The sequence below is a fragment of the Hymenobacter sp. BT18 genome, from assembly GCF_012273015.1.
In the GTDB taxonomy this organism is placed as follows: Bacteria; Bacteroidota; Bacteroidia; order Cytophagales; family Hymenobacteraceae; genus Hymenobacter; species Hymenobacter lutimineralis.
Window position 1 is genome coordinate 785,369 of record NZ_CP050954.1, and the last position, 26,967, is coordinate 812,335.

Genomic DNA, 26,967 nt, shown 5'->3' on the forward strand with positions numbered 1-26,967 from the left:
GCCGGCATCAGCTACAGGCTTTCTGAAGCCAGCTCGTCGGGCCGGAAGCGGTTGCGCAGAAACAGCCAGAGCATGGTGGCTCCGTGGTAGCTGCTTTGCAGCGGAGCCAGGGCAAAGGCCTTTTGTATGGAGAGGCGCACCTGCCCGGAGTGCCCGCCGCGCTTCCACAGCAAGTGGGCAAAATTGAGATGATGCGTAGCTAACTGGCGCTGCAGTAGCCGCCGCTCGGCCAGCGTTACTTGTCCGGCAAACCGCTCGGCCAGCAGCATCCCGTCGTGCAGGCCCAGGCGCTCTATGACTTCCAGGTTTTCCCGGCCATCGTACACGTTGTCGCGCTGCATACACTTCACCCACGAGGGCTGCAGCGTGAAAGCCGCCTTACAAGGCCGGTTCATCACCATATCCAGTATCAGGCACCAGTCGTCGGCAATCAGCATGCGCTCATTCCAGTTGCTCACCATGGAGCTACGACGAATAACCAGGGCCGAAGACGGCGCCGGGCACGTTTCCAGGAACAGGCGGCGTACCAGCGTCGGGCTCAGCAGCCACCACTCCCCGGCTGGCTGGCGCATATACCGGCGCCACCAGCTTTGTGTGGCCAACTGGCTCAGGTGGCTAGGGTTACGAGAATCGCGGTGGTGATTCAGAAATACAAAATCGAGCTGGTGCTGCACCAGGCAGTTGATGCTCTTAGCCAGAAAGTCGGGCTCCCAGGTATCATCGGAGTCCAGGGAAGCAATAAACTCCCCCCGGGCATACTGCAGCCCTTTGTTACGGGCCGCTGCCTGCCGCTGGTTGGCTTGGTAGTAGTACTCCACTTCCGGGTAGCCGGCTAATAGTTCCCGGGTATTGTCCGTCGAGCCATCATCTACCACAATTAGCTGTATAGCCGGGTACGTTTGCGCCCGCACGCTGGCCAAGGCTTTTACTAGTAAGGCCGACCGATTATAGGTAGGAATAATAACGGAAACCAGGGGGTGATGCATATCAGCACTAAAGATAGCTATACCAACACCCGCTCGCGCAACAGGCAATCAGCAAAATACCGGGCCGGATGCGGCACCGTCTGCTGCCGGGCGTATGCGGCCGCCCGCTGGCCCATGGCGCCCCAGTGCTCCCGGTGGTCCCAGGCGCGTTCCAGGGCTTCATCCAATGCCTCGGGGGTAGCCGCCGCCGCCAGAAATCCGGTTTCGTTATCCAGCACCAGCTCGGCATTCCCCCCGGCGGCCGTAATGATGGCGGGCCGGCCACAAAGCATGGCTTCTACCAGGGCCAGGGGCAGTCCCTCGCTGCGCGAGGGCAGCACCAGGGCGTGGTGCGTGGCCCACACCTGCGAAATATCGGCCACCTGCCCGCCCAGCGTGAGGTTGCGTACCCCCAGCATGGCGGCCATTTCCTCTATGGCCAGCCGGTCGGGGCCACTCCCAAAGAGCGTGACGTGCACGGGCCGCTCCTGCCAGTGCGGCTGGGCCAGCACGCGCAGCAGAATATCCTGGCCTTTGTCGAGCAGGTTGAGACGGGCTACGCAGGCCAGGCGCAGTACCTCGCCCCCGGGAAAGGGCAACTCGCCCTGAAAGGGCACCTGAAACGGGTTGCGGATAACCTGGGCCTGGGGCAGCTCAAAGCCCAGCTGCCACTGCGTGAGCTGGCGGTTGTGCTCCGAAACGAAGTAGCAGCGCAGAGCCCCACGGTACACCTCCTGAGCTTGGTGCCGCTGGTGCGCAGGCGGAAAAAAGAAGTCAATGGCTTTCTGACACACCAACACGTAGGGCACGTTCTGGGCCAGGCACTCCGCGGCAAATTCCACCCCATCGAAGTTGCAACCCTGCGACACCACCACCAGGCTTGGCTGAAACCGGGTGAGGGCCTGGCGTATCACCTGGCAGCCGTAGGCGCGCAGGGTAGTCTGGCGCGACGTGGGCAGCAAGCGGTTGGTGAGGCGCGTGCCCCAGGAAGGCGTAGCTTCCAGATCGATAACGGGGCACCCCGCAGCCTGCAGGCGCTTTACGGTGCCGTGCTGGTTGTCGACGGTGGTTTTGAGTACCCGTACCTGGTGTCCCTGCCCCAGCAGCTCCAGCGCGGCCCCCGACCAGAGCTCTTCGCTGCCGCCCCAGGCATCGGAGCAGGAGCTGATGACCAGCAGGCGCAGTACTTCTTTTTCTTTCACAAGGCAGAGGGAAAAACTATAGGTCCCAGGCAGACAGCTGCTGAGCTTGCGCGGTCCTGGCCGACCAAAAATAAAGAATTATGTGCTCACCTTTACGCCAAACTACGAAAGCAACCATGCAGACCGGGAGAGTAACAAGAAACGGAGGGTATGGGCGCCGGGCGCTTTGGCTGCTGCTGCTGCTGGCAAGCTGTACTACGACTACCCAACCGCCAGCCACCGCCGAGCTGCGCCTGGCCTTCGGCTCCTGCAACCGCCAGGACCTGCCCCAGCCGCTCTGGGACGATATTGCGGCCGACAAGCCTCAAGTCTGGATCTGGCTGGGCGATAATATTTACGGGGACTCCGACGACCCCCAGGTGCTGCGCCAGAAGTACGAAACCCAGTTCACCCAGCCCGGCTACCGCCACCTGCGCGAGCAGGGCACCCACGTCATTGGCACCTGGGACGACCACGACTATGGCCGCAACGACGGGAACAAGCATTACCCCTTCAAGGCCCAGAACCAGCAGCTAGCCCTCGACTTCCTGGAGGAGCCGGCCGCCAGTGCGCGCCGCCGACAGGAGGGTATTTATGCCGCCTACGAATACCCGGTGGGCCGCCGGAAAGTGAAAGTCATCCTGCTCGACGACCGGTATTTCCAAGACACGCTCTACCGCGACAAAGCCCTGGTCTACCACCCCAATCTCACCGGCGACATTCTGGGGGAAGCCCAGTGGCAGTGGCTGGAGCAGCAGCTGCGCGGCTCCACGGCCGATGTTCATATCCTGGCTTCGGGCATCCAGTTTCTGCCCCAGGAGCACCGCTACGAGAAGTGGAGCAACTTCCCCCGAGCCCGTCAGCGCCTGCTGGATTTGCTGGCGGCCACCAAGCCTAGCGGCGTGCTGCTCATCAGCGGGGACCGGCACATTGGGGAAATGTCGCGGCTCACGCTGCCGGGGCTGCTCCAGCCCATTTACGAGGTGACGTCCAGCGGCCTCACCCACCCGGCCACCCAAAACCAGGGGGAACCTAACCAGCTCCGGGTGGGACCACTGGTGAATCAAAAGCACTACGGTTTGTTCCGGTTTCGGGCGCAGGGCCGACAACTGCGGGTGTCGGCCGAGTTAAAAGGAGAAGAAGGCCAAGTGTTCTACGTGCAGGATATCCAGTTGCAGTAGTTTTTGGTTGCTGGTTCAGATCGTCATGCAGAGCGGAGCGAAGCATCTCGCTAGGGTAGTAAAATCAGTTGCCATTACAACATCAGCACGCGAGATGCTTCGCCCCGCTCTGCATGACGGTCTGAGGCTCTTTTCAACAGCTTCTTTCTGAGACCAGCAACCGGAAACGAGAAACTAGAAACCAGCAACTATAAACCAGCAAGGCTAACTTCGCAGCTCACGCTATTTCTGCCGCCGCTTGCCCTTGCTCCGTTTTCTTTCGCTCCTGCTTCTGGCTTTTGCGCTGCTGCGCCCCACCGACACGCTGGCTCAGCGCCGGAAAGCCACCCCTGCCAAGCCTAAACCCGCGGCCCCGGTGGCCGCTAAGCCCGCTAAGCTGCCGTTGCCCTTCGCCGCCCAGCTCAGCCAGTCGCGGTGGGTTGACTCGGTGATGCTTACGCTCACGCCCGACCAGCGCGTGGCCCAGCTGTTTATGGTGGCCGCCTACTCCAACCGCCAGCGCATCGATGAGGACTCGGTGTCGGCTCTGATTCAGCAGTACGGCATTGGGGGGCTGATCTTCTTCCAGGGCGGGCCGGTGCGCCAGAGTCGCCTGCTCAACCGCTATCAGAGTCAGTCCCGGGTGCCGCTGCTGGTGGCCATGGATGCCGAGTGGGGCGTGGGCATGCGCCTGGATAGCGTGGTGCGCTTCCCGTTTCAGATGAGCCTGGGCGGCATCCAGGAAAACCAGCTCCTCTACGACATGGGCACCGAGGTGGCGCGGCAGTTCCGCCGCCTGGGCATGCACGTGAACTTCGCCCCGGTGGTCGACATCAACAACAACGCCGCCAACCCCGTCATCGGCTTCCGCAGCTGGGGCGAGGACCGCGCGAACGTGACCGAGAAAAGCTACCAGTACATGAAGGGCATGCAGGACGCGGGCGTGCTGGCCGTGGCCAAGCACTTCCCCGGCCACGGCGACACCGACACCGACTCCCACCTGGCCCTGCCCCTGGTGCGCGTAGATGAGCGTCGCCTCGATACCCTGGAAATGTACCCCTTCCGCAGCCTGATGCAGCGCGGCCTGGGTGGGCTGATGATTGCCCACCTCAACATCCCGGCCCTCGACAGCACCGGCACGCCCTCCACCCTCTCACGCCCCATCGTTACGGACCTGGTGCAGCGCAAGCTGGGCTTCGAGGGCGTCATCTTCACCGATGCCATGAACATGAAGGGCGTCATCAGCAAATACCCGCCCGGCGAGGCCGATGTGCGCGCCCTGCTGGCCGGCAACGACGTGCTGGAGTTCAGCAAGAACATTCCGCTGGCTATTCAGATGGTGCGGGCCGCCATTACCCGGGGCGAGCTAACCCAGGCTGACATCGACCGGCGCTGCCGCAAGGTGCTGGCCCTGAAACAGTGGGCCGGACTAGATAAGTACCGCCCTATTGAGCTGCGCAACCTTACCCAGGACCTGAACCCGGCCCACGCCCAATACCTCAGCCGTCACCTTTCCGAGCTGAGCGTGACCTTACTGCGCAACCAGAAAAACCTGCTCCCCCTCCCCCGCCTCGACACGTTACGGCTGGCCACGCTTACCATCGGCACCAAGGACACCACCGACTTCCAGCGCATGGTAGCCGACTATGCCCCGGTGCGGCACTTCTGGCTACCCGCCACGCCCACGCTGGATGAGCTGGCCCAGATGCGCGAAACCCTGCGGCCCTACAACACCATCTTGGTAGGGCTGAACAACCTGGGCCGCCTGCCGGCCACCAACTTCGGGGTGACGGCGGAAACCAACGTGCTGCTGCGGGAGCTGGGCGCGGCCCGGCAGCGGATGGTGGTGTGCGTGTTTGGCTCGGCCTACGCCGTGGCCAAGGTGCGCGACCTGGACCGCGCCGACGCCGTGATTGTGGCCTACCAGGAAAGCCGCAACGCCCAGGAAAAGGCCGCGGAGCTGATCTTTGGTAGCTTCGGCGCGCAGGGCAAGCTCCCCGTTACGGTTTCCGACCGGTACAGCTACGGCAAAGGCCTGCGCACCCAGCCCGGGCAGCGGCTGCGCTTCGGGGCGCCCGAAGACGTGCAGATGGATGCCCGCCTGGAAGCCCGCGTGGACTCGGTGATGGCGCAGGCCCTGGCTGCCCGCGCTACGCCGGGCGCGCAGGTGCTTATTGCCCGGCGCGGCACGGTAGTACTGCGCAAAAGCTACGGCACCCACATCTTCGCGGAGCCTGGCAAAGCCGCCCGCCCGGTGCGCAACACCGACCTCTACGACCTGGCTTCTTTAACGAAAGTAGCGGCCGCTCTGCCCGCCCTGATGAAGCTGCAGGACGAAGGCAAGTTCAGCCCCGACAAAACCCTGGGTGAGTATTTCCCCGAGCTTCAGAAAACCAACAAGGCTAACCTGAAGCTGCGCGACGTGCTCACCCACCAGGCCGGCCTGAAAGCCTGGATTCCTTTCTGGAAAGACTACGTGAACAAGCAGGGCCAGCTCCGGCGCCGGTATTTCCGGCAGGATTCGTCGCGGCGCTTCCCCTTGGAGGTGGCTACCGGCGTGTGGGCGCGACGCACCCTGCCCGCCCGGCTGGTAAAGACCATTGGCGAATCGGAGCTGAACGCCAAGCCGGGCTATGTGTACTCCGACTTGTCGTTTTACCTCTACCCCCTGCTGGTGCAGCGCCTCACCGGCAAGCCCTTCGACCAGTACCTGCGGGAGGAAATCTACCAGCCTCTGGGCGCTACCACCCTGGGCTTCAACCCCACCAACCGCTTCCCCCTCAGCCGCCTCGTGCCCACGGAGTACGACTCCCTGTTCCGGCGTCAGCTGCTGCACGGGACCGTGGACGACGAGGGCGCGGCGTTGCTAGGTGGCGTTTCGGGCCACGCGGGCTTGTTCGGCTCGGCTACGGATTTGGCCAAGCTGGTGCAGCTTTACGCTAACGGCGGGCAGTTTGGGGGGCAGCAGCTCCTCAAGAAGGAAACCCTGACCGAATACACGCGCTGCCAGTTCTGCCCCCAGAACCGCCGCGCCCTGGGCTTCGACCGCCCTGCCTCACCGCCCGCCGGCAACACCGCCCACGATGCCAGCGCCAGCTCCTTTGGCCACTCCGGCTTCACGGGCACCTATTTCTGGGTAGACCCCGAGCGGGAGCTGGTGTACATCTTCCTTTCCAACCGCGTGAACCCCTCGCGCCGCAACAACAAGCTCTCCGATCTGAACGTGCGCACGCAAATTCTGCAGCTGGCTATTGAGGCGGTGCGGAAGTAGCGTTTCGCGCAGGGTTTCGCAGTGTTAGCGTATTGCGGCACGCACGTTAACCACCACGCACCTCGCCTCTTCAACGGTACTCAAGAGCCCATAGCCCAGCACAAAAACCCAAGCAGGCATCTTACTTTTCTACAATTATCAGCCCCATCCCAACAGCCCTTCAACCCACCCTTTCACCGAAGGCACAGCGAAGGCATCCCGAACACAGGCCGAAAGCCGCCTATCGGGAAAGTACCATATCACATACTCATGCTATTGATAGCCGGCCGGTGACCGGGTAAGTTTGCCGCTGTATCCTGTCTGCTGCTGTATGTCTTTACCTTGCACTCCTCTTTTTGCCTGGCCCCGTTCGTTTAAGTTTCAAAAATCGGCGGCGGCGCTGTCAGTAGCAGTTGCTTTGGCCCTCAGCGGCTGCGGCTGGTTTGGGGAAAGCGAAGAAAACCTGCCGCATTTCAAGCTCACCGAATTCCAGAAGCAGTGGGCCGCCCCGTACCAAAAGGGGGCCGAGTGGAAATTCCGCAGCCAGCAGACGGGATATGTGCGCACGTACGTGGTAGAGCAGTACAAACACCAGGAGCATAAAATGGGCCCCGGTGGCTGGACGCTGGAGAAAACCCACTACCGGGAGGAAATTGATGCCCTGCTGGTGCGCAAGGACTCGACTTTTGTGCTTCCCGGGGCGTTTCTGTACACGTTTGCGCTGACTGCCCAGGTAGACGAAGGATACTCCGGCTACTCGCACAGCGCCGGTTACTCCAATATCGGCCAGTGTAAAGTGCAAGGCTTTGGGGTAAGCATGTCCTTGCCGCTGCGGGAGCTGGAAACGGGCCAGCTGGCACTCTCGCCGCCCTACTCGCTGCTGCCCCAACTCACCCTGAATGGGCGCACCTACCAGCGGGTTATTTCCCGCATACCCACTACGCCAATGCCCGACGCCGGCCGTCAAGTACTCTATACCCAAGCCGAGGGCGTTTTGCAGTTTGAAGAGTTGGGCCAGGTGTGGGTGCGCGAATAACCCGGCGTGCCCGGCACTGGTACGAAAAGACCAGCTCGGGGTAGTACTACGGCACCGGCACAAACTAGCCATTTTCTGCTTAGCTTGAGGCACTCCTCCCACCTCACCTGCCCTACCCGATGCTAGGAATGATGATGCAGGAGCCCTTGCGCATAGCCGGGCTCATCGAACACGCCGCCAAATGGCACGCCGACACCGAAATTGTGACGCGCCTGGTAGAGGGCGGCATCCACCGCTACACCTACGCCGCTGCTCACCTGCGCAGCCAGCAGCTGGCCAACGCCCTTAAGGCGCTGGGCGTGCAGTGGGGCGACCGGGTGGGCACCCTGGCCTGGAACACCCACCGCCACTTCGAGCTGTACTACGGCGTGTCGGGCATGGGGGCGGTGTGCCACACCATCAACCCGCGCCTGTTCCCGGAGCAGCTGGTATACATCATCAACCACGCCGAGGACCGGCTCATCTTCTTCGACCTTACCTTTCTGCCCCTAGTCGAAAAGCTGGCCCCGCACTGCCCGCTGGTGGAGGGCTGGATCTTGCTGACGGACCGCGCCCACATGCCCGAGGCCACCACGCTGCCCGGCGGAGTGCGCTGCTATGAAGACCTGCTGGCGGCCCAGCCGGCCGAGTTTGCCTGGCCGGTGTTTGATGAGCACATGGCCTCCTCGCTGTGCTACACCTCCGGCACCACCGACCAGCCCAAGGGCGTGCTTTACTCCCACCGCTCTACCCTGCTGCACTCCTACGCCGCCGCGTTGCCCGACTGCTTTAACTGCTCGGCGCGGGACGTGATTCTGCCCGTGGTGCCCATGTTCCACGTCAATGCCTGGGGCATACCGTACCTGGCGCCCATGATTGGGGCCAAGCTGGTGCTGCCAGGCCCCGGGCTGGATGCGGCCAGCTTGTTCGAGCTATTTGAAAACGAGGGCGTCACGTTCTCGGCGGGCGTGCCCACCATCTGGTTTGGGCTGCTCACGTTTATGCGCGAGAAGAAAGCCCGGTTCAGCTCCCTGCGCCAGATGATTGTGGGCGGCGCTTCCTGTCCGCCGGCTTTGCTCAAGGCCTTTGACGAGGAGCTGGGCGTAACCATTCGCCATGCCTGGGGCATGACGGAAACCTCCCCCCTGGGTACCGTGTGCACCCTCAAGCCCCAGCAGCTGAGCCTGAGCCCCGACGAGCAGTTTGCCATTCAAACCAAGCAAGGCCGCGTCATCTTCGGGGTGGACATGAAGATTGTAGACGACGAAGGCCAGGACCTGCCCCACGACGGCGTGGCCTTCGGCGACCTGCTCGTGCGGGGCCCCTTCATCGTGGCCGACTACTTCCGGAGCGGGAAGCTGGGTGAGCTGACGCCCCAGGGCTGGTTTCGCACCGGCGACGTGGCCACCATCGACCCGGCGGGGTTCATGCAGATTACGGACCGCTCGAAGGACGTTATTAAGTCGGGTGGGGAGTGGATTTCGAGCATCGAGCTGGAAAACCTGGCCGTAGGGCATCCGGCCGTGGCCGAAGCCGCCGTGATTGGGGTGCCGCACAGCAAATGGAGTGAGCGGCCCCTGCTGGTGGTGGTCCGCAAGCCCGGCCAGGACGTATCGGCCCAGGAGCTGCTGGCGTTCTACGAAGGCAAAGTGGCGAGCTGGTGGACGCCCGACGCGGTGGAATTTGTGGACCAGCTGCCGCACACCGCCACCGGTAAGCTCCTCAAGACCCAGCTCCGCCAGGATTTTGCGGGCTACACGCTGGGCGAATAGTTTTTTTTAAGAACGCGTCATGCTGAGCTTGTCGGAGCATCTCTACTGCTTCGTTCGCACGAAATCGTTCAGTAGAGATGCTTCCACAGGCTCAGCATGACATTCGGTTTTTGCTAGGCCTGACGGCCTTATGCAGCTGTGCTGTTACTCCTGCGCTTTCATCTTCTCCTCGATCATGCGCTGGAGCTCCGGCAGGTTTTCCTGCACCCGGCGCTGGCCCAGCTGCATGCCCGACTGGAGCAGCAAATTCTGCTTGCTCACATACTTCTGCCCGGTACTCGACTGGTAGAACTTGGTAAGTTCCTTGAGCTCTTTCTCCGTGAACTCGCGGGCGTAGAGCTGCACCATCTCATCCTTGAGTGAGGCCCAGCTCATGTACTTGGCCATGAAGGCGCGCATCTCGGGCTCTACTTTCTTAAGGTTGGGGTTTTGCTCCACCTGCAGGGTCAGCATCTGGTCGATGGCCTGATTGGTGGTTTTCTCGGACTGCATCACTTCCAGCAGGCTTTCGGCCGCCTTGCGCTGGCTCGCCGATACGGGGGCCGCCGTTGCGGGCGCAGCCGGGGCCGCGGTAGTATTCTGGGCCTGTATGGCCGGGGCCGTGAGCAACAGCGTAGCAACTACCAATACGCCGCCCCGAAGAGCAGCCGAAAAATCAAACGAAGCCATAAAACAACGATGGGCGTGAACGAAGGTATCAGCCTCGAAGGTCCGAAAAATAACCCGGATGCGTCCGTCGGCTACAGCTTCACTACAATGCGCCGCTGGTATAAGAGCCAGAGCACCCCGTACCAGATAAGCGCGCACACCACCGCACCGGCCAGCGAGGCCACGTAGGGGGAGCTGAAATACGGCACGATAAACTGCCCATACAACCAGTCCTTCATAGCTACGGGGCTGCCACTGGGCCCAGCTACCGTCCAAATATTGAAAGTACGCGCTACCAGCGTGGAGCCCACAAACACGAGCAGGGCATTTACGCCCGCTACTTGCGCCCACGCCAGCCCACGCCGCCAGCCCTGCACGTCGCAGAGCCAGTAGAGCGTAGCCAGCAGGGCCAGCGCGAGCCCGCCCACAAACAGCACGAAGGAGCTGGTCCACAGCGCCTTGTTGATGGGAAACCACAGGTTCCAGAGCAGGCCCAGGGCCGTGAGCAGCACCGCATCCACAAACAACCAGGCTACCTTGGCGGCCGGCTCCACATCCTTGCGGCGCAGCCACTGCCCGGCCAGCACGCCCAGCAGCCCAGTGCCCACAGCGGGCAGGGTGCCCAGCAGGCCTTCGGGGTCCCAGGTGCGGCTGTACTGCCAGAGGTGGTTTTCGGTGAAGACGAGCCGGTCGAGCCAGGCGCCGAGGTTGGTTTCGGGCTCCAGGTTGGCCGGGCCGTGGCCGGGCACGGGCACCAGCTGCATCAGCACGTTATAGCCAATCAGCAGCGCGGCCACTAGCCAGAGCTGCTGCCGGCGCGAAGTATACAGGAACAGGGTGCCGCATATTCCAAACACCAGCCCAATGCGCTGCAGCACGCCCGGCAGCCGTACGGTGCTGAACTCGAAATAAGGCAGCAGCGTCACCAGAATGCCCACCGCAATCAGCAGGCCAGCCCGGCGCCATACCCCAACCACTGCCGCCCGGCGCCGCTCCGGCTCCTGCCGGCTGCGGTCCAGAGCATAAACCGCCGACACGCCCACAATGAACAGGAAAAACGGAAACACCAGGTCGGCCACCGTGCAGCCGTTCCACTTGGCATGCTCCAGCGGCTCGTAGATGTGGCCCCAGTCGCCGGGGTGGTTTACGAGCAGCATCGTCAGCACCGTCAGGCCCCGGAACACGTCGAGGGAAAGCAAGCGGGCGGAGGAAGCCTCTACCAGCGGCTCGGTACCGGTAGTCTGGAAGGCAGCTTGGGTAGTACCGTTCATAGCGAAGCTGGCGGGCAGCACTTGCTACCCAGACCGCACTAAGCTAGCTAAACGGTGGTATTTATAGCTTTTAGCCCGCTTATTTCCCAAACAGCCGCCCGAAGAAGCCCCGCTTTTTCGGCTTTTCCTTCACCTTGACTTTGGTAGGGCCAGCCTGATTTCCTGGCAGCGGGCGGGCCGGGCGGGCGGCAGTAGCTACGGGCTTCTCCGGAAGCGTCTCGGGCAGGGGCGGCGTGGCCGTAGGCGGCTCCTGCGTTATAGCCTCGGGCTGCGGACTCAGGGTGGTCACGCGGGCTGGGCGGCTTTCGTTGTGCAGCCGGTCTACAGCCGTGATGTAGTAGGCATACTCCTGCCCGGCGCGGGCGGCCGTATCCTGCAGCTGCTGCACTTGCCCGGCGCGGTGGCGCACCAGGGCTACAATGTGGCGCGGGTCGTCGGGGCCGGGCGTTTCGCCTTCGGCAAAGCGGTACACCACAAAGTAGCGGGCCTCGTCCCCGTCGGCGGCGGGCGGGCCAGCCTGCCAGCTCAGCCTCACGGGGCCACCGGCGCGGGTGATAAGCACGTTCTGCGCGGACCGGGGCGGCACGGCATCCATCCAGGGCATGGCCGGCACCAGGGCCGGGTAGCGGAACAGGTTCAGGCGCAGGGAATCGGTGGTGTGCAGGGGGTTAGCCATGAGCGAGCGGGCCGAGAAAAACAAGCTGCCACTCACGTCGGTGGGGTACGCACGGTTCATCCGGATCTGCCGGGGCAGCTCGCGGGGGTTGCGCCAGGTGGTGTCGCCGCGGGTATTTTCCAGCATGCGGTACATGCCGTGCCCAATGTAGAGGTGGCGGTCGAAGTGGTTGCGGGCCCACCAGTCAAGGATAGTGGCGTAGGGCACCAGCTTGAAGTTGGAGCTCCAGTACAATTGGGGCACTACGTAGTCAATCCAGCCCTGCTGCAGCCAAAGACGGGTATCGGCATAAAGATTGGCGTAGCTGGGCTGGCCGGCGCGGGTGTCGGAGCCCTCCGGGTGGGCCGACTTGTTCATCCAGACCCCAAATGGGGAGATACCAAACTTCACCCAGCGCTTGGTGTGCCGGATAGAGTCGTGCAGGCTCTCAATCAGCAGGTTGACGTTCTGGCGCCGCCAGTCGGCCAACGCCAGGTTTTGGGGGTTGTAGCGGGCGTAGGCATCCTCGTCGTGGATTTTCTGGCCCGGCTCGGGGTACGGGTAGAAGTAGTCGTCGAAGTGAATACCGTCCACGTCGTAGCGGCGCACCACGTCCAGAATCACCTGGGTGATGTAGGCGCGCACTTCGGGCAGGCCGGGGTTATAGAGCAGCTTGCCGGCGTAGCGAATAAACCACTCGGGGTGCTGCTTGAACTGGTGGTTGGAAGCCAGCCGCCGGGTCACCGAGTCGAGGGAGGCCCGGTAGGGGTTAAACCAGGCGTGAAACTCCATGCCCCGCTCGTGGGCTTCCTCGATGAGGAAGGGCAGCGGGTCGTAGGCGGGTGAAGGCGCCCGGCCTTGCTGGCCCGTCAGCCACTTGCTCCAGGGTTCCAGCTCGCTCTGGTAAAAGGCGTCGGAGGCGGGGCGCACCTGCACAAATACGGCGTTGATGCCGGCCTGCTGGCCTTTATCCAGCATGCGGCGGTACTCGCGGCGCTGCTGTTCGGGCGTGAGGGTGCGGGAGCTGGGCCAGTCGATATTTTCTACGGTGGCTATCCAGATGCCGCGCAGCTCGCGCTTGGGCGGCACGGCGTCCTGGGCTACGGCCGGGGCCCCGCAGGCCGACAGCAGCAGCATGATAACCAAACCCCCAACAACAGCCCTACCCGCAGCAAAAAATTGAAACATCAGCACCAGAAACGAGAAATCAGCCCCGAAATTACGCAGCCCAGGCCAGAAGCACCGGGGTTTCTTTCGGGGTAAGGCCGCGGCAGCCTGGTTATAACGCCGAGAAGGGCAAGTCCAGCAGTCCAAACTCGCCCCAGCGGGCATAGTCGTAGTGCCACCACTCGCCGGGGTAGTTCTGAAAGCCGTGCGCCTGCATGGTAGTCAGCAGCAGGGTCCGGTGCCGGCGTACCAAGGAAGACACGGGCTCAAAGCTGGTATGCGCGGCCGGGCTCAGCGCGTCGAAATCGGTGGGCATGGGCAGAGGCTGGCCGGTGCTCAGCTCCACCAGCCCGACATCCACGGCGCAGCCCCGGTTGTGGCGGGAGCCGCGCCAGGGCGGGGCCGCGTAGTGCTCATCTTGCACCGCTTGGTAAAGAGCCACCGTGGCCGAATAAGGCCGGTAAGCATCATAAACTACCAAGCCTACGTCCTGCCGGCGCAGGGCCTGCTGCACCTGGCCCAGGGCTTCAGCGGCCGGCTGGCGCAGATAGGCGGCCGGTTGTGGGTAGAGCGGGCGCCCCAGCAGATTGTGCGGGGTAGCATACCGGATGTCCAGGCGCAGACCGGGTACTATGGCGGGCAGGCTGAGCAAAGCTTGCTCGGGGTGGGCGCGCACCAGCTCGCGGTAGCGGGCGGGGCTGCGCAGCACTACTAGGCCGTAATCATCGGCAGGCGCTTCGCGGGGAATACTCATGGTCGGGCCTGTTCGTAGCGGGGATGCCAGTACGCGCTGACGTGGCGGCGACGGCGCGGGGAGGTGCGGGTAAGCTCATGGGCATACACCAACTGACCCAACCGGCGCAAAAAGGGAAAACCCAGGGTATCATAGTCGTAGTGGTCATCGTTGAGCACTTCGTCGTGGTTGACGTACACCACGGCGGCCAGCAGAAACTCTACGCCGCTTATCGTATCGACGATGCAGGCATTATCGAGCAGAAACCCGTAGGCCTGCCCGATTTTGTTGTAGATGCGCACGCCGGGGGGCAAGGCAGCCGGGGGCCCGCCCACCAGCAAAAACTTGGCGTAGTTATCCGGGTACGCGGCCGAGTCGTAGCGGGGCCACTGACTTTGGCGGGGCAGCAGGTGCAGGTACTTGCGCAGGAAGGCGTAGTCGTCGGGCATCAGGCCAAAGCGGCGGGCGGGCGGCACAGCGGCCGGATACAGCAGGCTCTTGAGCAGATGCTGCTGGTCACGGACCGGGAAGGCATTTTTAGCGCCAAAATCAAAAGGCTGACGCACCAGCGTGTCGCCCTGGTAATACCCCGCGCCCACCTGCTGGTGGCGTGCCCGCAGCGGGGGCAGCGGAGCCGTATTAACCAGAGCTGGGTGCCGTTGGCTTACCGCGGTGCCGGCGCTGTCCACAAAAAACGTGAAGGGGTTGGTATGGCGGGAGCCGGGCTCCTGGTCGCCCACGGAAAGCCGATGAACCAGGCGCGTCCGGCGGGATGTGCGGGGCTGCAGTGCCGCGTTCAGGTACTGCTGCCCCAAAAACTCATAGAGGCGGTTGTAGGCGTCATTGTCACTCACCAGCAGCACTTTCCGGATGTAGTGCCCGAGCGTAGGCCGCCCGCCCGGCGCAGTACTATCGGCCACCACTCGCGTTTGACCGGCAAAGGCCGAGTCAATCTGCAGTGGGGTTTCGCGGCCCGGCCCCCCTAAGGGCACCCGCTTCATGCCTCCCAGGGGCCGCTGGCCCAGGCGTAGGGCTTCCAGCGTGAGGGCGGCGGCGGCCAGCTTCACCGTGCTGGCCGGGTAGATGTATTCCCCGGGGCGCCCCCGGAAGGTGAAAGTGCGGAAATGAGGCCTGCCGCGCCGGTCGCGGCGTACTCGGGTGTAGTACACCTGCACCCGATGCTGGGCCGGGGCCTGGAGCACGGTGCGCACGGCCGCGGCCGTATCCTGCCGCAGCAGGCGGCGCAGGGGGTTACCAGGCTGGGCCCGGGCCGCTGCAGCCGAACACATCATGCCCCAAAGCAAGATTACCAACCTCCTGTAAAGAAAAAACGTCCGCATAGCGACCCGAAGATACTGGCTTCGGATTGCTATGCGGACGTTGCTCGGAGAGATGGGGCCTTAGTCGCCTACGCCGCCGCGGGTGAGGTCGTTGTGGGGTTTGGGCTCCTCGCCCCCTTCCATGCCGTTGGTTTGCTCGGCGTTGCCGTAGCCGCCGCGGATGCCGTCTCCGTCGCCCATGTTTTCCTGGGTGCTGGTGGTAGCTTCGGGGTTGCCGGAGGCGTTCTGGTCCTGATCGGGGCCGGGAATTACGCCGCCGGTGCTGGCTTGCGGGTTCTGCGCGGCCTCGGGGCTCTGGTGCTTGTCGTGGTCGGAGGGCTGCTGTTGTTGGCTCATGGTGGGATTCGTTAGGGAAAGTGGAAAGAAAGGTTAGAGGGTTACCTGACCGGTTGCGCCCCCCGATACGCCGGTGCCGCTGCTGGCCGTCCCTCCCCCGATGGGGCCTTCGGCCTCGGGGCTGACGTTTTTGCCCTGGATGGGCTTGCCGCCCTCGGTGCCGCCGCTGCCGGAGTTATCATCGGCGTTGAGGCCTCGCAAGGCTTCAGGGCTGCCGGCGCCCTGGCGGCCTTCGGGCTGAAAGTTGCGGGCCCGCTCTTCGTTCTCGGTTTCCGAGTCGAGCGGGCCGGTGGGATGCTGCGAAGTAGCCATAACAGAAAAGTCAGAAGTGAAACAGAACGCTACGGGCTATACGGCCGGCCCGGCCGACGGTTGGCCGGCTCAGGCTTTTGCGTATCTTGCTCAGCTATTCTTTCCGCCTATTCACGCCTGCTCGTATCATGTCAGCGCCTACCAATTCGGGAGCCGATTTCACTGCCCAAAAAACCACGGAGGAGCTTTTGTTCCTGGCCCGCAACCCTTCCCTGTACCACCAGAGCCTGGTCGACTCGGCCCGCCGCGAGCTGCAGCGGCGCGGACAGCTGCCCGCCCCCGAAGGCCCCGCCGAACCAATGCTGCCCCTCGATGGCTGGGAGGATGAGCCCGACGCAGTGTACAGCTGGCCCCGCCTAGTGCTGGGCGGTGTGGCCACCCTGGCCGTAGCCGGCGGCTTGTGGTGGGCGGCCCGCGGCAACGCACCTGCCCCCACCCCCGCGGCCGAGTCATCCGGACCGCCGGTGCTGGTATCGGTGGAAACCCATCAGATACCGGCTTTTACGGCGGAAGTAGAGTCTGACCTGAAAACGCTGAAACGGCAGCTGCCCAACCAGGAGCGGCGCGACACCACCGCCACCCGCAAATACTTGCTGCTGGCCCGCCGCTTCTGGACCGCCGAGCATCAGACTGCGTACTTCCTCGAGCACCTGCCCCAGGTAGCGGCCGACTCCACCCTGACCGGGCAGGCCGAGCTTATCGACCAGGAGTGGCACCGCCTCACCAGCGTGCTGGTGTACAACCACAAGCTGCGCCCCGTGATGACGGAGCGGCTGGCGCTGATGCGCGATATTGCCCACCGCCGCATGGAGGCCCTTATTCTGCTGAAGGGCCGCTACAGCCAGGGCCTGCCCCTGGGCGGCAAGGAGCTACAGGCCACCCTGCAACCAGTGCCCAACCTGCTGGCCGAGCTGCAGGGCCAGGAGGCCACTATCGAAGGCGGCCAGTTGGGCGGGTAGCCAACATCTGGCGCACGCGCAGGTTATCAGGCCATGGCTGACCTCCCTCCCGACCCGCCTTCCCTGGCCGAGGTGCTGGCGCAGAAAACCGACGCCGAACTGCTGTACCTGGCCCAGCACGCGCACCGCTACCCCCCGGAGCTAGGCCAAGGCGCCGTGCGCGAGCTGCAGCGCCGGGAGCTGATTCCCGACGAGCTGCCCTCCCCCCGCCGCGCCCCGCAACCAGCGGCCGACGAGCCGACGGAATCCTGGGCGCATCTGCTGGGCCAGGTGGCGGCGGGCGTATTACGGCCGCGCCCGGGCTATTTCGTCACGCCCATTCTGCTAGTGGCCAACCTGGCGGTGTTTCTGCTGATGGCCGCCAGCGGCGTAAATGTATGGGAGCCTCGGGGCGCCGAGCTGGCCGCCTGGGGGTCGAACTTTTCGCCCCTGGTGCCCACCCAGCCCTGGCGCCTGCTTTCCTGCCTGTTTGTGCACGCCGGCCCGGCGCATCTGCTGCTGAACCTGGGTGCCCTCCTGTTACTGGGTTTGCTGGCCGAAGGCAAAGTGGGCTCGGGGCGCTGGGGGCTGGCGTACCTAGTGAGTGGCCTGGGTGGTAGCCTGGCTAGTTTGTGGTGGCACACCCGAGGCATCAACTCAGTGGGAGCTTCGGGGGCTATTTTTGGGTTGTATGGCCTGCTGCTGGCATTGCTCCTGACCCGCGCCCTGCCCGTCACCCGCGAAGACCGGGGCGGCATTATTGGGCTCCTGCTGTATTTTGCCCTGGGCAGCCTGGTGGGGGGCCTCGAAGGCGCCAACACCGACAACGCCGCCCACATCGGCGGTATGTTGACGGGAATTTTCGTGGGCTTGGTGCTTAGCTTCAGCCGGTCGAAGCCTTCGTCTCATTCGCCTTCGAACTAAGGCTCTAGGTTAGGCGCTTTGCTTTCCGTAAACTACTACCCCTCAGCGGGCTGAATGCTGCTGGTTCATTTTCCGTCCCATTTCCATGACCACTACTTCGCCCACCAACGACGATGCTCCGCAGCCCGACAAACGTCCCTCGCGCCTGCGACGCGCGGCGCAGGCCGTCAGCCGGGCCGCCCGCCTGCCCTTCGATGGGCTGGGCTACCTGTACCGCACGGGCCAGGAAAATAAGCACTTCACCCTGCCGGTGCTCAACGGTGCCTTTGGCGACCAGCTGGCCGCCCGCCACGACCCGCGCGCCATCCGCCTGAGCTTCCGCCGCCACGATGCTGACGTAGCCGTGGCTGACTTGCGCCTTTCCGCGGAGCGCCATAAAACGGTGGTATTCCTGCACGGCCTGATGGGCGACGAGTACATCTGGCAAACCGGGCCCGAGCCAGCCGTGCGCTACGGCCCGCGCCTGCAGCAGGAGCAGCCGGTACACTGCCTCTACGTGCGCTACAACACCGGCCTGCACATTTCCGAAAACGGCCGCGCCCTCCACCACCTGCTTGCGGAGCTGGTGGCCACCTACCCCGCGGCTACCCGGGAGCTGGTGCTGGTGGGCCACAGCATGGGCGGGCTGGTTGTCCGCTCGGCCGGGCACTTCGCTGCAATGAAGAATGAGGAGTCAGGAATGAGGAACGCAGCCAGCGCGCTTCCCCAACCCGAAACCCGAAACCCAAAACCTGAAACTGAAAATTGGCCCCAGCGGCTGAAGTCGGTTTTTCTGCTGGGCGTGCCCAACGACGGGTCGTTTCTGGAGCAGAACAGCCACCTCACGTCCACCATCCTGCGCAAAATCAACCTGCGGCCCACGCGCTTTATCAGCGGGCTGCTCGATAGGCGCAGCAACGGCATCAAGGACCTGCGCCACGCCCGGCTGGTCGACGAGGACTGGCTCAGCCCGCACGCCGACGACCTGCTGCCCCCGCGCACCGTGGTGCCGCCCCTGCCCGGCGTACACTACCACGTGCTGGTGGCCTCCGTGCTGAAATCCGTGGGCTCGGCCCTGGCCGACTACTTCGGCGACGGATTGGTGGGCACCGGCAGTGCCCGCGGCACCGTCTTCGGCGACCCTGCCCTGCCCCTGGACATCTACGTGAGCACCCGAACCTTCGCCCAGCAGCACCACGGCACCTTGCTGGCCAACGAGGAGGTGTACCAGTACCTGCGGGCGCAGGTATAAGACCATTGTAAAAACAACGCCCCACCAGCGCAGGCTGGCGGGGCGTTGCTCAAAAATCTTCTCATAGCCCGGGCCGGGCAGGCGGGCAGATAGGCACCAGTATCCGTGTTGCGCTAGTGCTTTACTACACGCTTGACTACCAGGCCCTCGCGGGTGTGCAACTGTAGCAGGTACAGGCCAGCGGGCAGGTCCGCGAGGCTTATTTGCTGGCTGATGCGGCCCTGCTGCACAGGCAGTACAATGGTGCGCAGCACCTGGCCCAGGGCGTTGGTGATGGTGGCTGCTACGCTTGCCTGCTCCCGCAGCCCGGCCACTGCAACGGTCATGTAGCCGCTGGTAGGGTTGGGATACAAAGAGGTAGCTGCTTCCAGGCCCGTAGCGCGGCGGGCGGCCAGCGCAACGAAATTGGCATAGGTTTCCACGGAGTAGTTCTCGTAGCGCTCTTGCTCGGGGTTATACTCCTGGGTTAGCTTGCGGCGCAGCTGGTTGGTGGCTGTGTAAGCGAGCAGGTAGCGGTAGGAGTCTACAATTTGCCAGCTGTTGTCTATCCACTCATCTTCCTGTTCCAGCGTGGGGTTTCCGTAATCATCGTTGGTGTTGATGTAGCGGCCCTCATTCACCCATACGTTGGGGGCCGTCATCACCTGGTGCACCACCGTTGTGCTGCCGTTGGGCTCATACGTGAGCGTGTAACGCTCGTCGCCTTGCCAGGTCCCAGACGTGGCATCCCAGGTCTGCTGTTCGTAGTAAGAAGGGCTAAGCTCCTCCCAGTTATGCCAGGCAATGTTGCGGATCCGCTCGTCGTTCACGTACTTCTGCAACTCACCGTCCCAGTCCTCAAAAAGCAGGTCCGTCCACTGGTTGGCGGCGCTGAACGAGTAGGTCTGTCGGCTATCGGGCAGCCAGGCGTTGGTTTCCAGGTCGAAGTCTTCGAACACCTGGCTGGTGAGCAGGCCAGCGGGGTTATACGTGTTGGTAGTTCGGTAGCTGCCGTTAGTTTCCCAGGCGCCATCTACCCACTGCTGGTACGTGTAGAGCGTTTCGTTTCCCTGGGCGTCGTATGTTGTCTGCGAGCGGGAGCTATTGATGTAGGCCGTACCATCCCAACCCTGGTAGCTGCTTTCTGTCTCGTCGCCCCGGGAGTTGTAAGTGACCTGGTAGCGTCCGTTAATGGTGTTGGTGGCCGAATCGGTGTACACTTCCTGCGTCACCAAGCCCTGGGCGTTGTAGGTATAGCTGGTGATTTGTCCGGATACCCAGGCACGGTCCTCTTCGTCCCAATAGTGACGAATAGCCCGCCCCGGCAGGCTTACTGATGCCGTTCGCTGGTGGCGGGTGGCTTTCTGCGTGCCCCGCTGGCTGGCTTGGCGGTCAGGATGCCGCGCCTCCCGGCGAAAAAGCTTGTTGACCAATTCATCCCGCGACAGTTGCTGTGCGTGGCTGGGGCTGGCGGCCGCTAGTGCGGCAATCAGACAGGAAAAGAGTAATAGGTGCTTCATAAGTGACTAAAAATTGGTAAAAGGATCCGATCCTGTAATGTATAACACAGCCCGCACACTAGCCATTGCATCCTCCATTATTCATCCAAAATCCTGTTAATGAAGACATAAACGTTAGCTCCACGCCCAACATCAGCCTACGGCTTCTTCCCCTTACGGACACGCACCCGGCAGAAGCGCTGTTGAGGCAATCAAAGAAAAGGCCCACAACGGAGTGTTGTGGGCCTTTATCTTGGCTGTTTTGGCGAAAAGTGGTGGGCCTACCGGCGGGTTTGGCCTGCCCAGTCTGCTGCACGTACCGGCTAGCCTACCTTCAGTTCCCCAAACCCAGCCGGTATCACCACCTGCGGCAGCGTCAGGCCGGTTTCGAGGGTGGCGGGAGTAGCTTCGGCAGTCTGCCCATCTACCACAAGCGTATCGACGGCGGAGGGCAGGCCGTGCAGCACCACGCGGTAGGTGGTGTAGGTGGGCTGGTAGTCGCCTTCGATTTCCTGCTGCACGGTTAGCCCCTGGGCGGAGCCGACGACGCGGAAGCGGCGGGTGGTACGCTGGCCCTGCTCGTAGCCGTAGCCTTCGCCCCCGTCGTCGTAGAGTACGCTCTGCTCTTCGCCTTCGGTGTAGTACACGTGCAGGGTGAGCTGCTCCACTACTTGCTCGCCCACATACTGCATCACGGGGTACATGGGTACCACGGCCCCGGCGCGCACAAACAGCGGAATCCGGTCGAGGCCGGCGCTGGCCCACACTTCGGCGCCCCCGGTCTTGGGCTCGTCGGTCCAGTAGTAGAACCACTCCCCGCGCGGCAGGTACATCCAGCGGCCATCGGCCCCGGCCTGAGTGATGGGGCACACCAGCAGATGGTCGCCGAGGCTGAACTCGGCCATGCGCAGGTAGGTATCGGTGTCGGTCTGGTCGAGGAAAGCCAGGGGGCGCAACATGGGCGTGCCTTCCGTGACGTACTGCCAAAAAGTGGTGTACATGTAGGGCAGCAGGCGGTAGCGCAGCTCAATAAAGGACTTAGCCAGCTCCATGTACTGCTCCCCGAACGACCAGGGCTCCTGGTCGCCGTGGTCGCCGGAGCTGTGGGTGCGGAAGAACGGGTGAAAGGCGCCCAGCGCTACCCAGCGCACGTACAGCTCCCCGTCGGGCGTATCGATAAAGCCGCCGATGTCGGAGCCGATAAAGCTGAAGCCCGAGATGCTCAGGCGCTGGCACTGGATGTTGGCCAGCCAAAGGTGCTCCCAGGAGGCAATGTTGTCGCCGGTCCAGCCGGAGGAGTAGCGCTGCCCGCCGCTGTAGGTGCTGCGCGTGATGGTGAAAGGCCGGTTGGGATAGGCAAAGCGCTTCACGCCGTCGTTGGTGGCGCGGGCCATCTGCATCCCATAGATGTTGTGGGCCTTTTTGTGGGTAGCGGGCTGCCCGTCGTAGTCGAAGCGCACGTCGTCGGGGAAGGTGCCTTTCTCGAACACGGCGGGCTCGTTCATGTCGTTCCACACGCCCTTCACGCCGGTTTCCTGGATGAGGCCCTTAAACAGGCCGGCCCACCACTCACGCACGTCGGGGCGGGTGAAGTCGGGGAAGTTGCAGAGACCGGGCCACACGGAGCCTTTCATCAGGGGCCCGTCGCCGCGGCGGCAGAAGTAGTCCTTTTCCAGCGCCTCGGTGTACACCGAGTAGTCAGGGTCAATCTTGATGCCGGGGTCGATGATAACAATGGTCTTGAAGCCGTCCTCGGCCAGCTCCCGCACCATGCGCTGGGGCTCAGGAAAGTGCTGGGGGCTCCAGGTAAAGCACCGGAAGCCGTCCATGTAGTCGATGTCGAGGTAGATGGCGTCGCAGGGAATTTGCCGGTCGCGGAAGCCCTGGGTTATCTGCTTTACGTTGCTCTCGGGGAAGTAGCTCCACTTGCACTGGTGGTAGCCCAGGGCCCAGAGCGGGGGCAGCTCGGGCGTGCCCGTGAGGCGGGTGTACTCCTGGGTGACTTCGAGCAGCGTGGGGCCGTAGATGAAGTAGTAGTTCATTTCCCCGCCCATGGCCCAGAAGCTGGTCACGTCGGCGCGCTCGGCGGCAAAGTCGAAGTACGACTTAAAGGTGTTGTCGAAGAAGATGCCGTGGGCAATCTTCTGGTGCAGTTCCAGGTAAAACGGAATGTTCTTGTAGAGCGGGTCGGAGCCCTTCACGTAGCCGTACGTGTCGGTGCCCCAGTTGCTGTAGCGCTTGCCGCGCAGGTTCATGTTGTCGGGCTTGTCACCGAGACCGTAGTAGTGCACGCCGCTTTGCACCTGCTTGCTCATCTTCACGATGTCGTTGCCGGTTTCGTACTCGTACTCCCAGTGGAAGCCCTTTTCGTCGGCGGAAAGCAGCGTACCCGAGCGGTCCAGGATGCGCACCCCGGCGTTTTCCTTGCTGATGGTGCAGATCAGCCGCTCGGTGGTGATGCGGAAATGGTCGGGCTTTTCCTTGAATTCCAGGAACTCCAGCTCCCGGCGGGCCTGCTCGGCCGGAATGGCGTAGCTGAAGTCGGGGGCAAAGCCCCCATCGGCGGCGTAGCGGAAGCGCAGAATTTTGTCGGTAACTACATACAGAGCGAGCTGCACGCCATTGTCGCAGCGGAACAGGAAGCCTGAATCGGTGCTTTGGCAAGAAATAACCCGGCCGGGGAAGTGCTCCTGCTTCCGCGCCGCCAGGTCGTTGATCATGTAGTTGTTATCCTGGATATTATCAGCCATTGCGGAAAGGTGCGAAACAGAAAAAAGGTCGGAGCGGGCCTAGAGCGGCCAACTTTATCGTGCAAGGTAAAAACGATTAAGAGGATTTTTCGCTAACATTCGCCGTAGCTTGCGTAAAGCACGCGACAAGCTCCTCCGTTGGGGTTTTTCCTTCGTCTATTTTCACCGTTCCAGCCATGGGAACCCCGAATTTGAAAGTCTTACTGTTGGGCTGGGATGAGCCGCTTCCGGATGCGGAGGCTCCCACTCCCCAGGCGCTTGCCCAGGCCTTGGTCCCCCAGACCGACGTTACCGTACTCATGCCCCACCTGTCGGCCGAGGCGGCCCCCTTCCCGGCTTCGGCCAACGTAACCAGCCTGGGCAACCTGACGGCCGCCGAAGTACAGGCCGCAGTGGCGGCCATGCGCCAGGCCACCCCCGGCCGCACGGCCTGGAATGCCCCCGCTGCACCCTACACCGGCTCCAGCCAGGACGCCGGCCCCGGGCTGGATGAGCAGGCGGCCCCGCTGCCGGCCCCAGTTCAGCCAGCGGAGGCAGAAACGGCGACGGACGTAACGGTTCCTGCGTTGCTGCTGCCCGATGCCTTCGAAATTGAGGGGGCGGAGCCCAGCGCGGCCGAAGCCGCGGCGCTCAGCCAGGCCGAGGATAATTTAACATTGGACCAAGCCCCAGAAGCCACCCCGGAAAACATTCCGGAAACAACCGAGGAAATCAGCCTGGGGCCCAAGCTGGCCGCTGCGGCCGAGCGTGCCTCCACCGACGACGCCCTGGCTATTCTGCGCAACGAGGCCGGCGCCCCCGGCGACCTTAACTTCCGAGTGATTCAGTACGCGCGGTTTGCTACCCCGCTGGCGGCCGGCAAACAGTTTGAGGTCATCTACGCTACCGACTGGCCTACCTGGCTGGCGGCGCTGGAAATCCGGCAGCGTACGGGCCGCCCCCTGGTGTTACAATTGCACTCCCTGGCTCAGGACCGCGCTTCGGCCGACGACCGGGGCTGGATCCAGGCCCTGGAGCGCCTGGCCCTGCGCCGCGCCGATGTTGTGCTGGTGAATTCCGAAGAACTCTGCCACCGCGTGCGGGCCATCTATAAACTACCTTTGCGCCGTATGCGCGTGCAGCCAGACCCGGCCGACGCTACCGAAGTAGCCCGGATTGTGCAGGCGGCCCTGACTGAGCTGGCTGGTTCCGCGACCTGATTTTTTGCTTATGACCCCCGAACACACTTTTGATGCTGAGCTGGAACTGGATGGTGAAAGCGGCGGCGTCTACGTTCTCATCCCATTCAGCGTGCCCGATACGTACGGGGTACGCGGCCCGCTCCCGGTAAATGCCACCATCGATGGGTTTCCCTACCGGGGCAGCCTCACTCCCCTCGGCGACGGCGCGCACGCGCTGCTCGTACAAAAGCAGATCCGCAACGCCATCGGCAAAACCTGGACGCAGTCGGTGCACGTAACCCTTTCCCGCGACACCGAGGAGCGGAGCGTGGAAGTGCCCGATGACCTGGCCGCAGCCCTCTCCCGTGCCGGCCTGCGCCAGCGCTTCGACGAGCTTTCCTTCACTCACCGCAAAGAGTTTGTGCAGGGCATTGAGCGCTCTAAGAAGTACGAGACCCGCCTGCGCCGCATTTCCGATGCCGTGGAGCGCATAGCCGCGGGCCGCAAGCCGTAAGCAACGCTCTTTCAAAATCAAGGCGCGGGCACTATGACATCAAGGATGATGTCATAGTGCCCGCGCCTTGATTTTGAAAGAGCGCCTAGGGTAGTCGCTGGAGTACCAGCACCGTGCGGTTGGTCACATACAAGCTCAGCTTGTTTACGCCGTCTTCCTGGAAGGTCTCGTACACGTAGCTATTGTCTACGCGCTGGAAGCCGCCAAACGCCGCATCGTCGGAGTTGAGGATGATGCGGTAACGGCCAGCGGTGGGCACAAAGAAGCGGTAGTCGGGCACGCTGCGGTCTACGTGGAAGCTGAAGACGAATACCAGCCCACCCCGCTCAAAAATCATGACCTGGTTGGTGGCATCGATGTTCAGTTCCTGGGCCGGGGCGGCAGCCAGCAGGCGCTGGGTGCGGGCCGTGGTGACCATAGCCTTGTCGAAGGCCTGCAGGTACTGGTACTTCAGGTCGGGGTTGTCGGCCAGGCTCCACTGGCGGCGGGCGTAGTGGTGGCTCCAGTTGTTGCCGGCCCGTGGGAAATCTACCCACTCGGGGTGGCCAAACTCGTTGCCGATAAAGTTGAGGTAGGCCTCTCCTCCCAGCGCCAGGGTGCTGAGCCGGATCAGCTTGTGCAGGGCCATGCCCCGGGCCACAACGGGGTCGGGGTCGTCTTTGTGCATGTGGGTGTAGATGGACGCATCCATCAGCCAGTGGGCCAGGGTTTTGTCGCCCACCAGGGCCTGGTCGTGGCTTTCGGCGTAGGCCACGGTTTTCTCGCCGGCGCGGCGGTTGGTGAGGGTCCACCACAGGTCGCGCAGGTTCCAGTCCTCGTCGCGGGTGTGTTTGAGCAGCTTGATCCAGTAATCGGGGATGCCCATGCCCAGGCGGTAGTCGAAGCCCACGCCACCTTCGGCTACCGGGCGGCACAGGCCGGGCAGGCCGCTCATATCCTCGGCAATGAGTAGGGCGCTGCGCTTTAGCTCGCGCACCAGCGTGGCGGCCAACTGCAGGTACAGAATAGCGTCTTCGTCGGCATCGGGGCCGAAGTACTGGTCATAGTGCCCAAAGGCTACGCCCTCGCCGTGGTGCTGGTAGAGCATGCTGGTTACGCCATCAAACCGGAACCCGTCGAAGTGGAACTCCTCCAGCCAGTAGCGCAGGTTGCTGAGCAGGAACTGCTGCACCTCGGGCCGGCCGTAGTTGAACAGCTTAGAGTCCCAGCCAGGGTGGTTGCCGCGGCTGCCTTTGTGGAAATACTGCCCGCCCGAGCCATCAAAGTCCGCCAGTCCTTCGGCTTCGTTTTTCACTGCGTGGGAGTGCACCACGTCCAGCAGCACGGCCAAGCCCCGGTTGTGGGCTTCGTTAATGAGGAATTTCAGGTCCTCGGGCGTGCCGAAACGGGAAGAAGCCGCAAAGAAGTTGGCTACGTGGTAGCCGAAAGAGCCGTAGTAAGGGTGCTCCATTACGGCCATCAGCTGCACGCAGTTGTAGCCCAGGGCCTGCACGCGCGGCAAGATGGTTTCGGCAAACTCGCGGTACGAGCCCAGGCGACCTTCCTCCGTGGCCATGCCCACGTGGCACTCATAAATGAACGGCTCCCGCACCACATTGGGAATGCGAAACTTCTGGTCGGTCCAGGCGAAGGGCTCGGCCCGCCACACCTGGGCGGCAAAGTCCTTGGTTTCCTCGTCCTGCACGGCCCGGCGCAGGGTGGCCGGCAGGCGGTCTTTGCCGCTCTGGCTGGTGCGCACGTGTACTTTGTAGCGGCTGCCGTGGGTGAGGCGGCCCGCGTAGTCTTTATCGGCCAGGAAGGTTTCCCACACTCCATCGGCGCGCCGCTGCAGAGGCGTGGCGCTCCGGTCCCACTGGTTAAAGTCGCCTACCAAAGACAGGGCCTCGGCGGCCGGAGCCCACTCGCGGTACCAGTGGCCCCGGCGCCGCGCATCGTAGTTGAGGCCGAGCTGCTGGTGGGCCGATGCGAACTTGCTAAGGGAGCCGTACTGCTGCTTGATTTCGGCCAGGCGGGCCTGCAGGCGTTCCTGTCGCGCCAGCAGCACCGGTTCATAGGGGGCCAGCCAGGGGTCGTTTTCGACGAGCGTCAGGTGCGGCGTTTCGGAAGCGGCGGTGGTTGAATTGAGCGACATAGCAGTAAGGGTTTGGCCCAAAGCTACGAGGCCCGG

General features: G+C 63.2%; 21 protein-coding genes. 9 read left to right on the forward strand and 12 right to left on the reverse strand.

Annotation, left to right across the window (positions count from 1 at the left end; all coding sequences use genetic code 11):
- Positions 1-11: 11 nt before the first annotated feature.
- On the reverse strand, positions 12-986 hold the full coding sequence (locus HER32_RS03270; RefSeq protein ID WP_168680506.1) for a glycosyltransferase family 2 protein: 975 nt from the start codon (positions 984-986) through the stop codon (positions 12-14).
- A 17-nt stretch (positions 987-1,003) separates the two neighbouring features.
- Positions 1,004-2,167 (reverse strand): glycosyltransferase family 4 protein, encoded by a 1,164-nt coding sequence (locus HER32_RS03275; RefSeq protein WP_168680508.1) that lies wholly within the window; start codon positions 2,165-2,167, stop codon positions 1,004-1,006.
- Between the two features lie 116 nt (positions 2,168-2,283).
- Between HER32_RS03275 and HER32_RS03280 the strand changes: the two genes are divergently transcribed.
- The 4 genes from HER32_RS03280 (at position 2,284) to HER32_RS03295 (ending at position 9,343) form a co-directional block, all read left to right on the forward strand.
- Complete coding sequence (locus HER32_RS03280) at positions 2,284-3,327, forward strand: alkaline phosphatase D family protein (protein WP_168680509.1); 1,044 nt, start codon at positions 2,284-2,286, stop codon at positions 3,325-3,327.
- 244 nt (positions 3,328-3,571) lie between these two features.
- Positions 3,572-6,577 carry a glycoside hydrolase family 3 N-terminal domain-containing protein gene (locus tag HER32_RS03285; RefSeq protein ID WP_168680511.1) on the forward strand — a complete coding sequence of 1,002 codons (3,006 nt, stop codon included), beginning with the start codon at positions 3,572-3,574 and terminating at the stop codon, positions 6,575-6,577.
- A 310-nt stretch (positions 6,578-6,887) separates the two neighbouring features.
- Complete coding sequence (locus HER32_RS03290) at positions 6,888-7,592, forward strand: hypothetical protein (RefSeq protein ID WP_149069098.1); 705 nt, start codon at positions 6,888-6,890, stop codon at positions 7,590-7,592.
- A gap of 119 nt (positions 7,593-7,711) precedes the next feature.
- Positions 7,712-9,343, forward strand: coding sequence for a 3-(methylthio)propionyl-CoA ligase (locus HER32_RS03295; protein ID WP_197748866.1), 1,632 nt, complete (start codon positions 7,712-7,714; stop codon positions 9,341-9,343).
- Between the two features lie 144 nt (positions 9,344-9,487).
- On the opposite strand, the gene HER32_RS03300 is transcribed toward HER32_RS03295, so the two are convergent.
- From HER32_RS03300 to HER32_RS03330, 7 genes are all read right to left on the reverse strand, one after another.
- Positions 9,488-10,012 (reverse strand): DUF2059 domain-containing protein, encoded by a 525-nt coding sequence (locus tag HER32_RS03300; protein ID WP_168680513.1) that lies wholly within the window; start codon positions 10,010-10,012, stop codon positions 9,488-9,490.
- 71 nt (positions 10,013-10,083) lie between these two features.
- Positions 10,084-11,262 carry an acyltransferase family protein gene (locus HER32_RS03305; protein WP_168680515.1) on the reverse strand — a complete coding sequence of 393 codons (1,179 nt, stop codon included), beginning with the start codon at positions 11,260-11,262 and terminating at the stop codon, positions 10,084-10,086.
- Between the two features lie 79 nt (positions 11,263-11,341).
- Positions 11,342-13,054 (reverse strand): glycoside hydrolase family 10 protein, encoded by a 1,713-nt coding sequence (locus HER32_RS03310; protein ID WP_168680517.1) that lies wholly within the window; start codon positions 13,052-13,054, stop codon positions 11,342-11,344.
- Positions 13,055-13,196: 142 nt separating this feature from the next.
- Positions 13,197-13,838: a M15 family metallopeptidase gene (locus HER32_RS03315; protein ID WP_168680519.1), complete on the reverse strand. Its 642-nt coding sequence runs from the start codon at positions 13,836-13,838 to the stop codon at positions 13,197-13,199.
- The gene (locus HER32_RS03320; RefSeq protein ID WP_168680521.1) at positions 13,835-15,109 is read right to left on the reverse strand and encodes a serine hydrolase; all 1,275 of its coding nucleotides are present in this window, start codon (positions 15,107-15,109) and stop codon (positions 13,835-13,837) included. Before HER32_RS03320 ends, HER32_RS03315 begins: the two co-directional genes overlap by 4 nt.
- A gap of 108 nt (positions 15,110-15,217) precedes the next feature.
- Positions 15,218-15,493 carry a hypothetical protein gene (locus tag HER32_RS03325; RefSeq protein WP_168680523.1) on the reverse strand — a complete coding sequence of 92 codons (276 nt, stop codon included), beginning with the start codon at positions 15,491-15,493 and terminating at the stop codon, positions 15,218-15,220.
- A gap of 33 nt (positions 15,494-15,526) precedes the next feature.
- Positions 15,527-15,805 (reverse strand): hypothetical protein, encoded by a 279-nt coding sequence (locus HER32_RS03330; RefSeq protein WP_168680525.1) that lies wholly within the window; start codon positions 15,803-15,805, stop codon positions 15,527-15,529.
- 128 nt (positions 15,806-15,933) lie between these two features.
- On the opposite strand from HER32_RS03330, the gene HER32_RS03335 reads away from it, so the two are divergent.
- The 3 genes from HER32_RS03335 to HER32_RS03345 all read left to right on the forward strand — a co-directional run bounded on the left by HER32_RS03335 (position 15,934) and on the right by HER32_RS03345 (position 18,898).
- Positions 15,934-16,764, forward strand: a complete 831-nt coding sequence (locus HER32_RS03335) for a hypothetical protein (RefSeq protein WP_168680527.1) — start codon at positions 15,934-15,936, stop codon at positions 16,762-16,764.
- Between the two features lie 33 nt (positions 16,765-16,797).
- Positions 16,798-17,667, forward strand: a complete 870-nt coding sequence (locus tag HER32_RS03340) for a rhomboid family intramembrane serine protease (RefSeq protein WP_168680529.1) — start codon at positions 16,798-16,800, stop codon at positions 17,665-17,667.
- 85 nt (positions 17,668-17,752) lie between these two features.
- The gene (locus HER32_RS03345) at positions 17,753-18,898 is read left to right on the forward strand and encodes an esterase/lipase family protein (RefSeq protein ID WP_168680531.1); all 1,146 of its coding nucleotides are present in this window, start codon (positions 17,753-17,755) and stop codon (positions 18,896-18,898) included.
- A gap of 113 nt (positions 18,899-19,011) precedes the next feature.
- On the opposite strand, the gene HER32_RS03350 is transcribed toward HER32_RS03345, so the two are convergent.
- The gene (locus tag HER32_RS03350) at positions 19,012-20,397 is read right to left on the reverse strand and encodes a T9SS type A sorting domain-containing protein (protein WP_168680533.1); all 1,386 of its coding nucleotides are present in this window, start codon (positions 20,395-20,397) and stop codon (positions 19,012-19,014) included.
- 302 nt (positions 20,398-20,699) lie between these two features.
- The gene (locus HER32_RS03355) at positions 20,700-23,126 is read right to left on the reverse strand and encodes a TIM-barrel domain-containing protein (protein WP_232066353.1); all 2,427 of its coding nucleotides are present in this window, start codon (positions 23,124-23,126) and stop codon (positions 20,700-20,702) included.
- Between the two features lie 176 nt (positions 23,127-23,302).
- On the opposite strand from HER32_RS03355, the gene HER32_RS03360 reads away from it, so the two are divergent.
- Both HER32_RS03360 and HER32_RS03365 read left to right on the forward strand, forming a co-directional pair.
- Positions 23,303-24,325 (forward strand): glycosyltransferase, encoded by a 1,023-nt coding sequence (locus HER32_RS03360; protein WP_168680535.1) that lies wholly within the window; start codon positions 23,303-23,305, stop codon positions 24,323-24,325.
- A 10-nt stretch (positions 24,326-24,335) separates the two neighbouring features.
- On the forward strand, positions 24,336-24,800 hold the full coding sequence (locus HER32_RS03365) for a YdeI/OmpD-associated family protein (RefSeq protein WP_149069085.1): 465 nt from the start codon (positions 24,336-24,338) through the stop codon (positions 24,798-24,800).
- Positions 24,801-24,885: 85 nt separating this feature from the next.
- On the opposite strand, the gene HER32_RS03370 is transcribed toward HER32_RS03365, so the two are convergent.
- Complete coding sequence (locus tag HER32_RS03370) at positions 24,886-26,931, reverse strand: alpha-amylase family glycosyl hydrolase (RefSeq protein ID WP_168680537.1); 2,046 nt, start codon at positions 26,929-26,931, stop codon at positions 24,886-24,888.
- Positions 26,932-26,967 lie beyond the last annotated feature (36 nt).

What these genes read in the sequence shown, in the direction of transcription:
- HER32_RS03270 (WP_168680506.1), bottom strand. Translation starts at nt 986, where the DNA reads ATGCATCACCCCCTGGTTTCCGTTATTATTCCTACCTATAATCGGTCG.
- HER32_RS03280 (WP_168680509.1), top strand. Translation starts at nt 2,284, where the DNA reads ATGCAGACCGGGAGAGTAACAAGAAACGGAGGGTATGGGCGCCGGGCG.
- HER32_RS03290 (WP_149069098.1), top strand. Translation starts at nt 6,888, where the DNA reads ATGTCTTTACCTTGCACTCCTCTTTTTGCCTGGCCCCGTTCGTTTAAG.
- HER32_RS03295 (WP_197748866.1), top strand. Translation starts at nt 7,712, where the DNA reads ATGCTAGGAATGATGATGCAGGAGCCCTTGCGCATAGCCGGGCTCATC.
- HER32_RS03300 (WP_168680513.1), bottom strand. Translation starts at nt 10,012, where the DNA reads ATGGCTTCGTTTGATTTTTCGGCTGCTCTTCGGGGCGGCGTATTGGTA.
- HER32_RS03305 (WP_168680515.1), bottom strand. Translation starts at nt 11,262, where the DNA reads ATGAACGGTACTACCCAAGCTGCCTTCCAGACTACCGGTACCGAGCCG.
- HER32_RS03310 (WP_168680517.1), bottom strand. Translation starts at nt 13,054, where the DNA reads ATGCTGCTGCTGTCGGCCTGCGGGGCCCCGGCCGTAGCCCAGGACGCC.
- HER32_RS03315 (WP_168680519.1), bottom strand. Translation starts at nt 13,838, where the DNA reads ATGAGTATTCCCCGCGAAGCGCCTGCCGATGATTACGGCCTAGTAGTG.
- HER32_RS03320 (WP_168680521.1), bottom strand. Translation starts at nt 15,109, where the DNA reads ATGATGTGTTCGGCTGCAGCGGCCCGGGCCCAGCCTGGTAACCCCCTG.
- HER32_RS03325 (WP_168680523.1), bottom strand. Translation starts at nt 15,493, where the DNA reads ATGAGCCAACAACAGCAGCCCTCCGACCACGACAAGCACCAGAGCCCC.
- HER32_RS03330 (WP_168680525.1), bottom strand. Translation starts at nt 15,805, where the DNA reads ATGGCTACTTCGCAGCATCCCACCGGCCCGCTCGACTCGGAAACCGAG.
- HER32_RS03335 (WP_168680527.1), top strand. Translation starts at nt 15,934, where the DNA reads ATGTCAGCGCCTACCAATTCGGGAGCCGATTTCACTGCCCAAAAAACC.
- HER32_RS03340 (WP_168680529.1), top strand. Translation starts at nt 16,798, where the DNA reads ATGGCTGACCTCCCTCCCGACCCGCCTTCCCTGGCCGAGGTGCTGGCG.
- HER32_RS03345 (WP_168680531.1), top strand. Translation starts at nt 17,753, where the DNA reads ATGACCACTACTTCGCCCACCAACGACGATGCTCCGCAGCCCGACAAA.
- HER32_RS03350 (WP_168680533.1), bottom strand. Translation starts at nt 20,397, where the DNA reads ATGAAGCACCTATTACTCTTTTCCTGTCTGATTGCCGCACTAGCGGCC.
- HER32_RS03355 (WP_232066353.1), bottom strand. Translation starts at nt 23,126, where the DNA reads ATGGCTGATAATATCCAGGATAACAACTACATGATCAACGACCTGGCG.
- HER32_RS03360 (WP_168680535.1), top strand. Translation starts at nt 23,303, where the DNA reads ATGGGAACCCCGAATTTGAAAGTCTTACTGTTGGGCTGGGATGAGCCG.
- HER32_RS03365 (WP_149069085.1), top strand. Translation starts at nt 24,336, where the DNA reads ATGACCCCCGAACACACTTTTGATGCTGAGCTGGAACTGGATGGTGAA.
- HER32_RS03370 (WP_168680537.1), bottom strand. Translation starts at nt 26,931, where the DNA reads ATGTCGCTCAATTCAACCACCGCCGCTTCCGAAACGCCGCACCTGACG.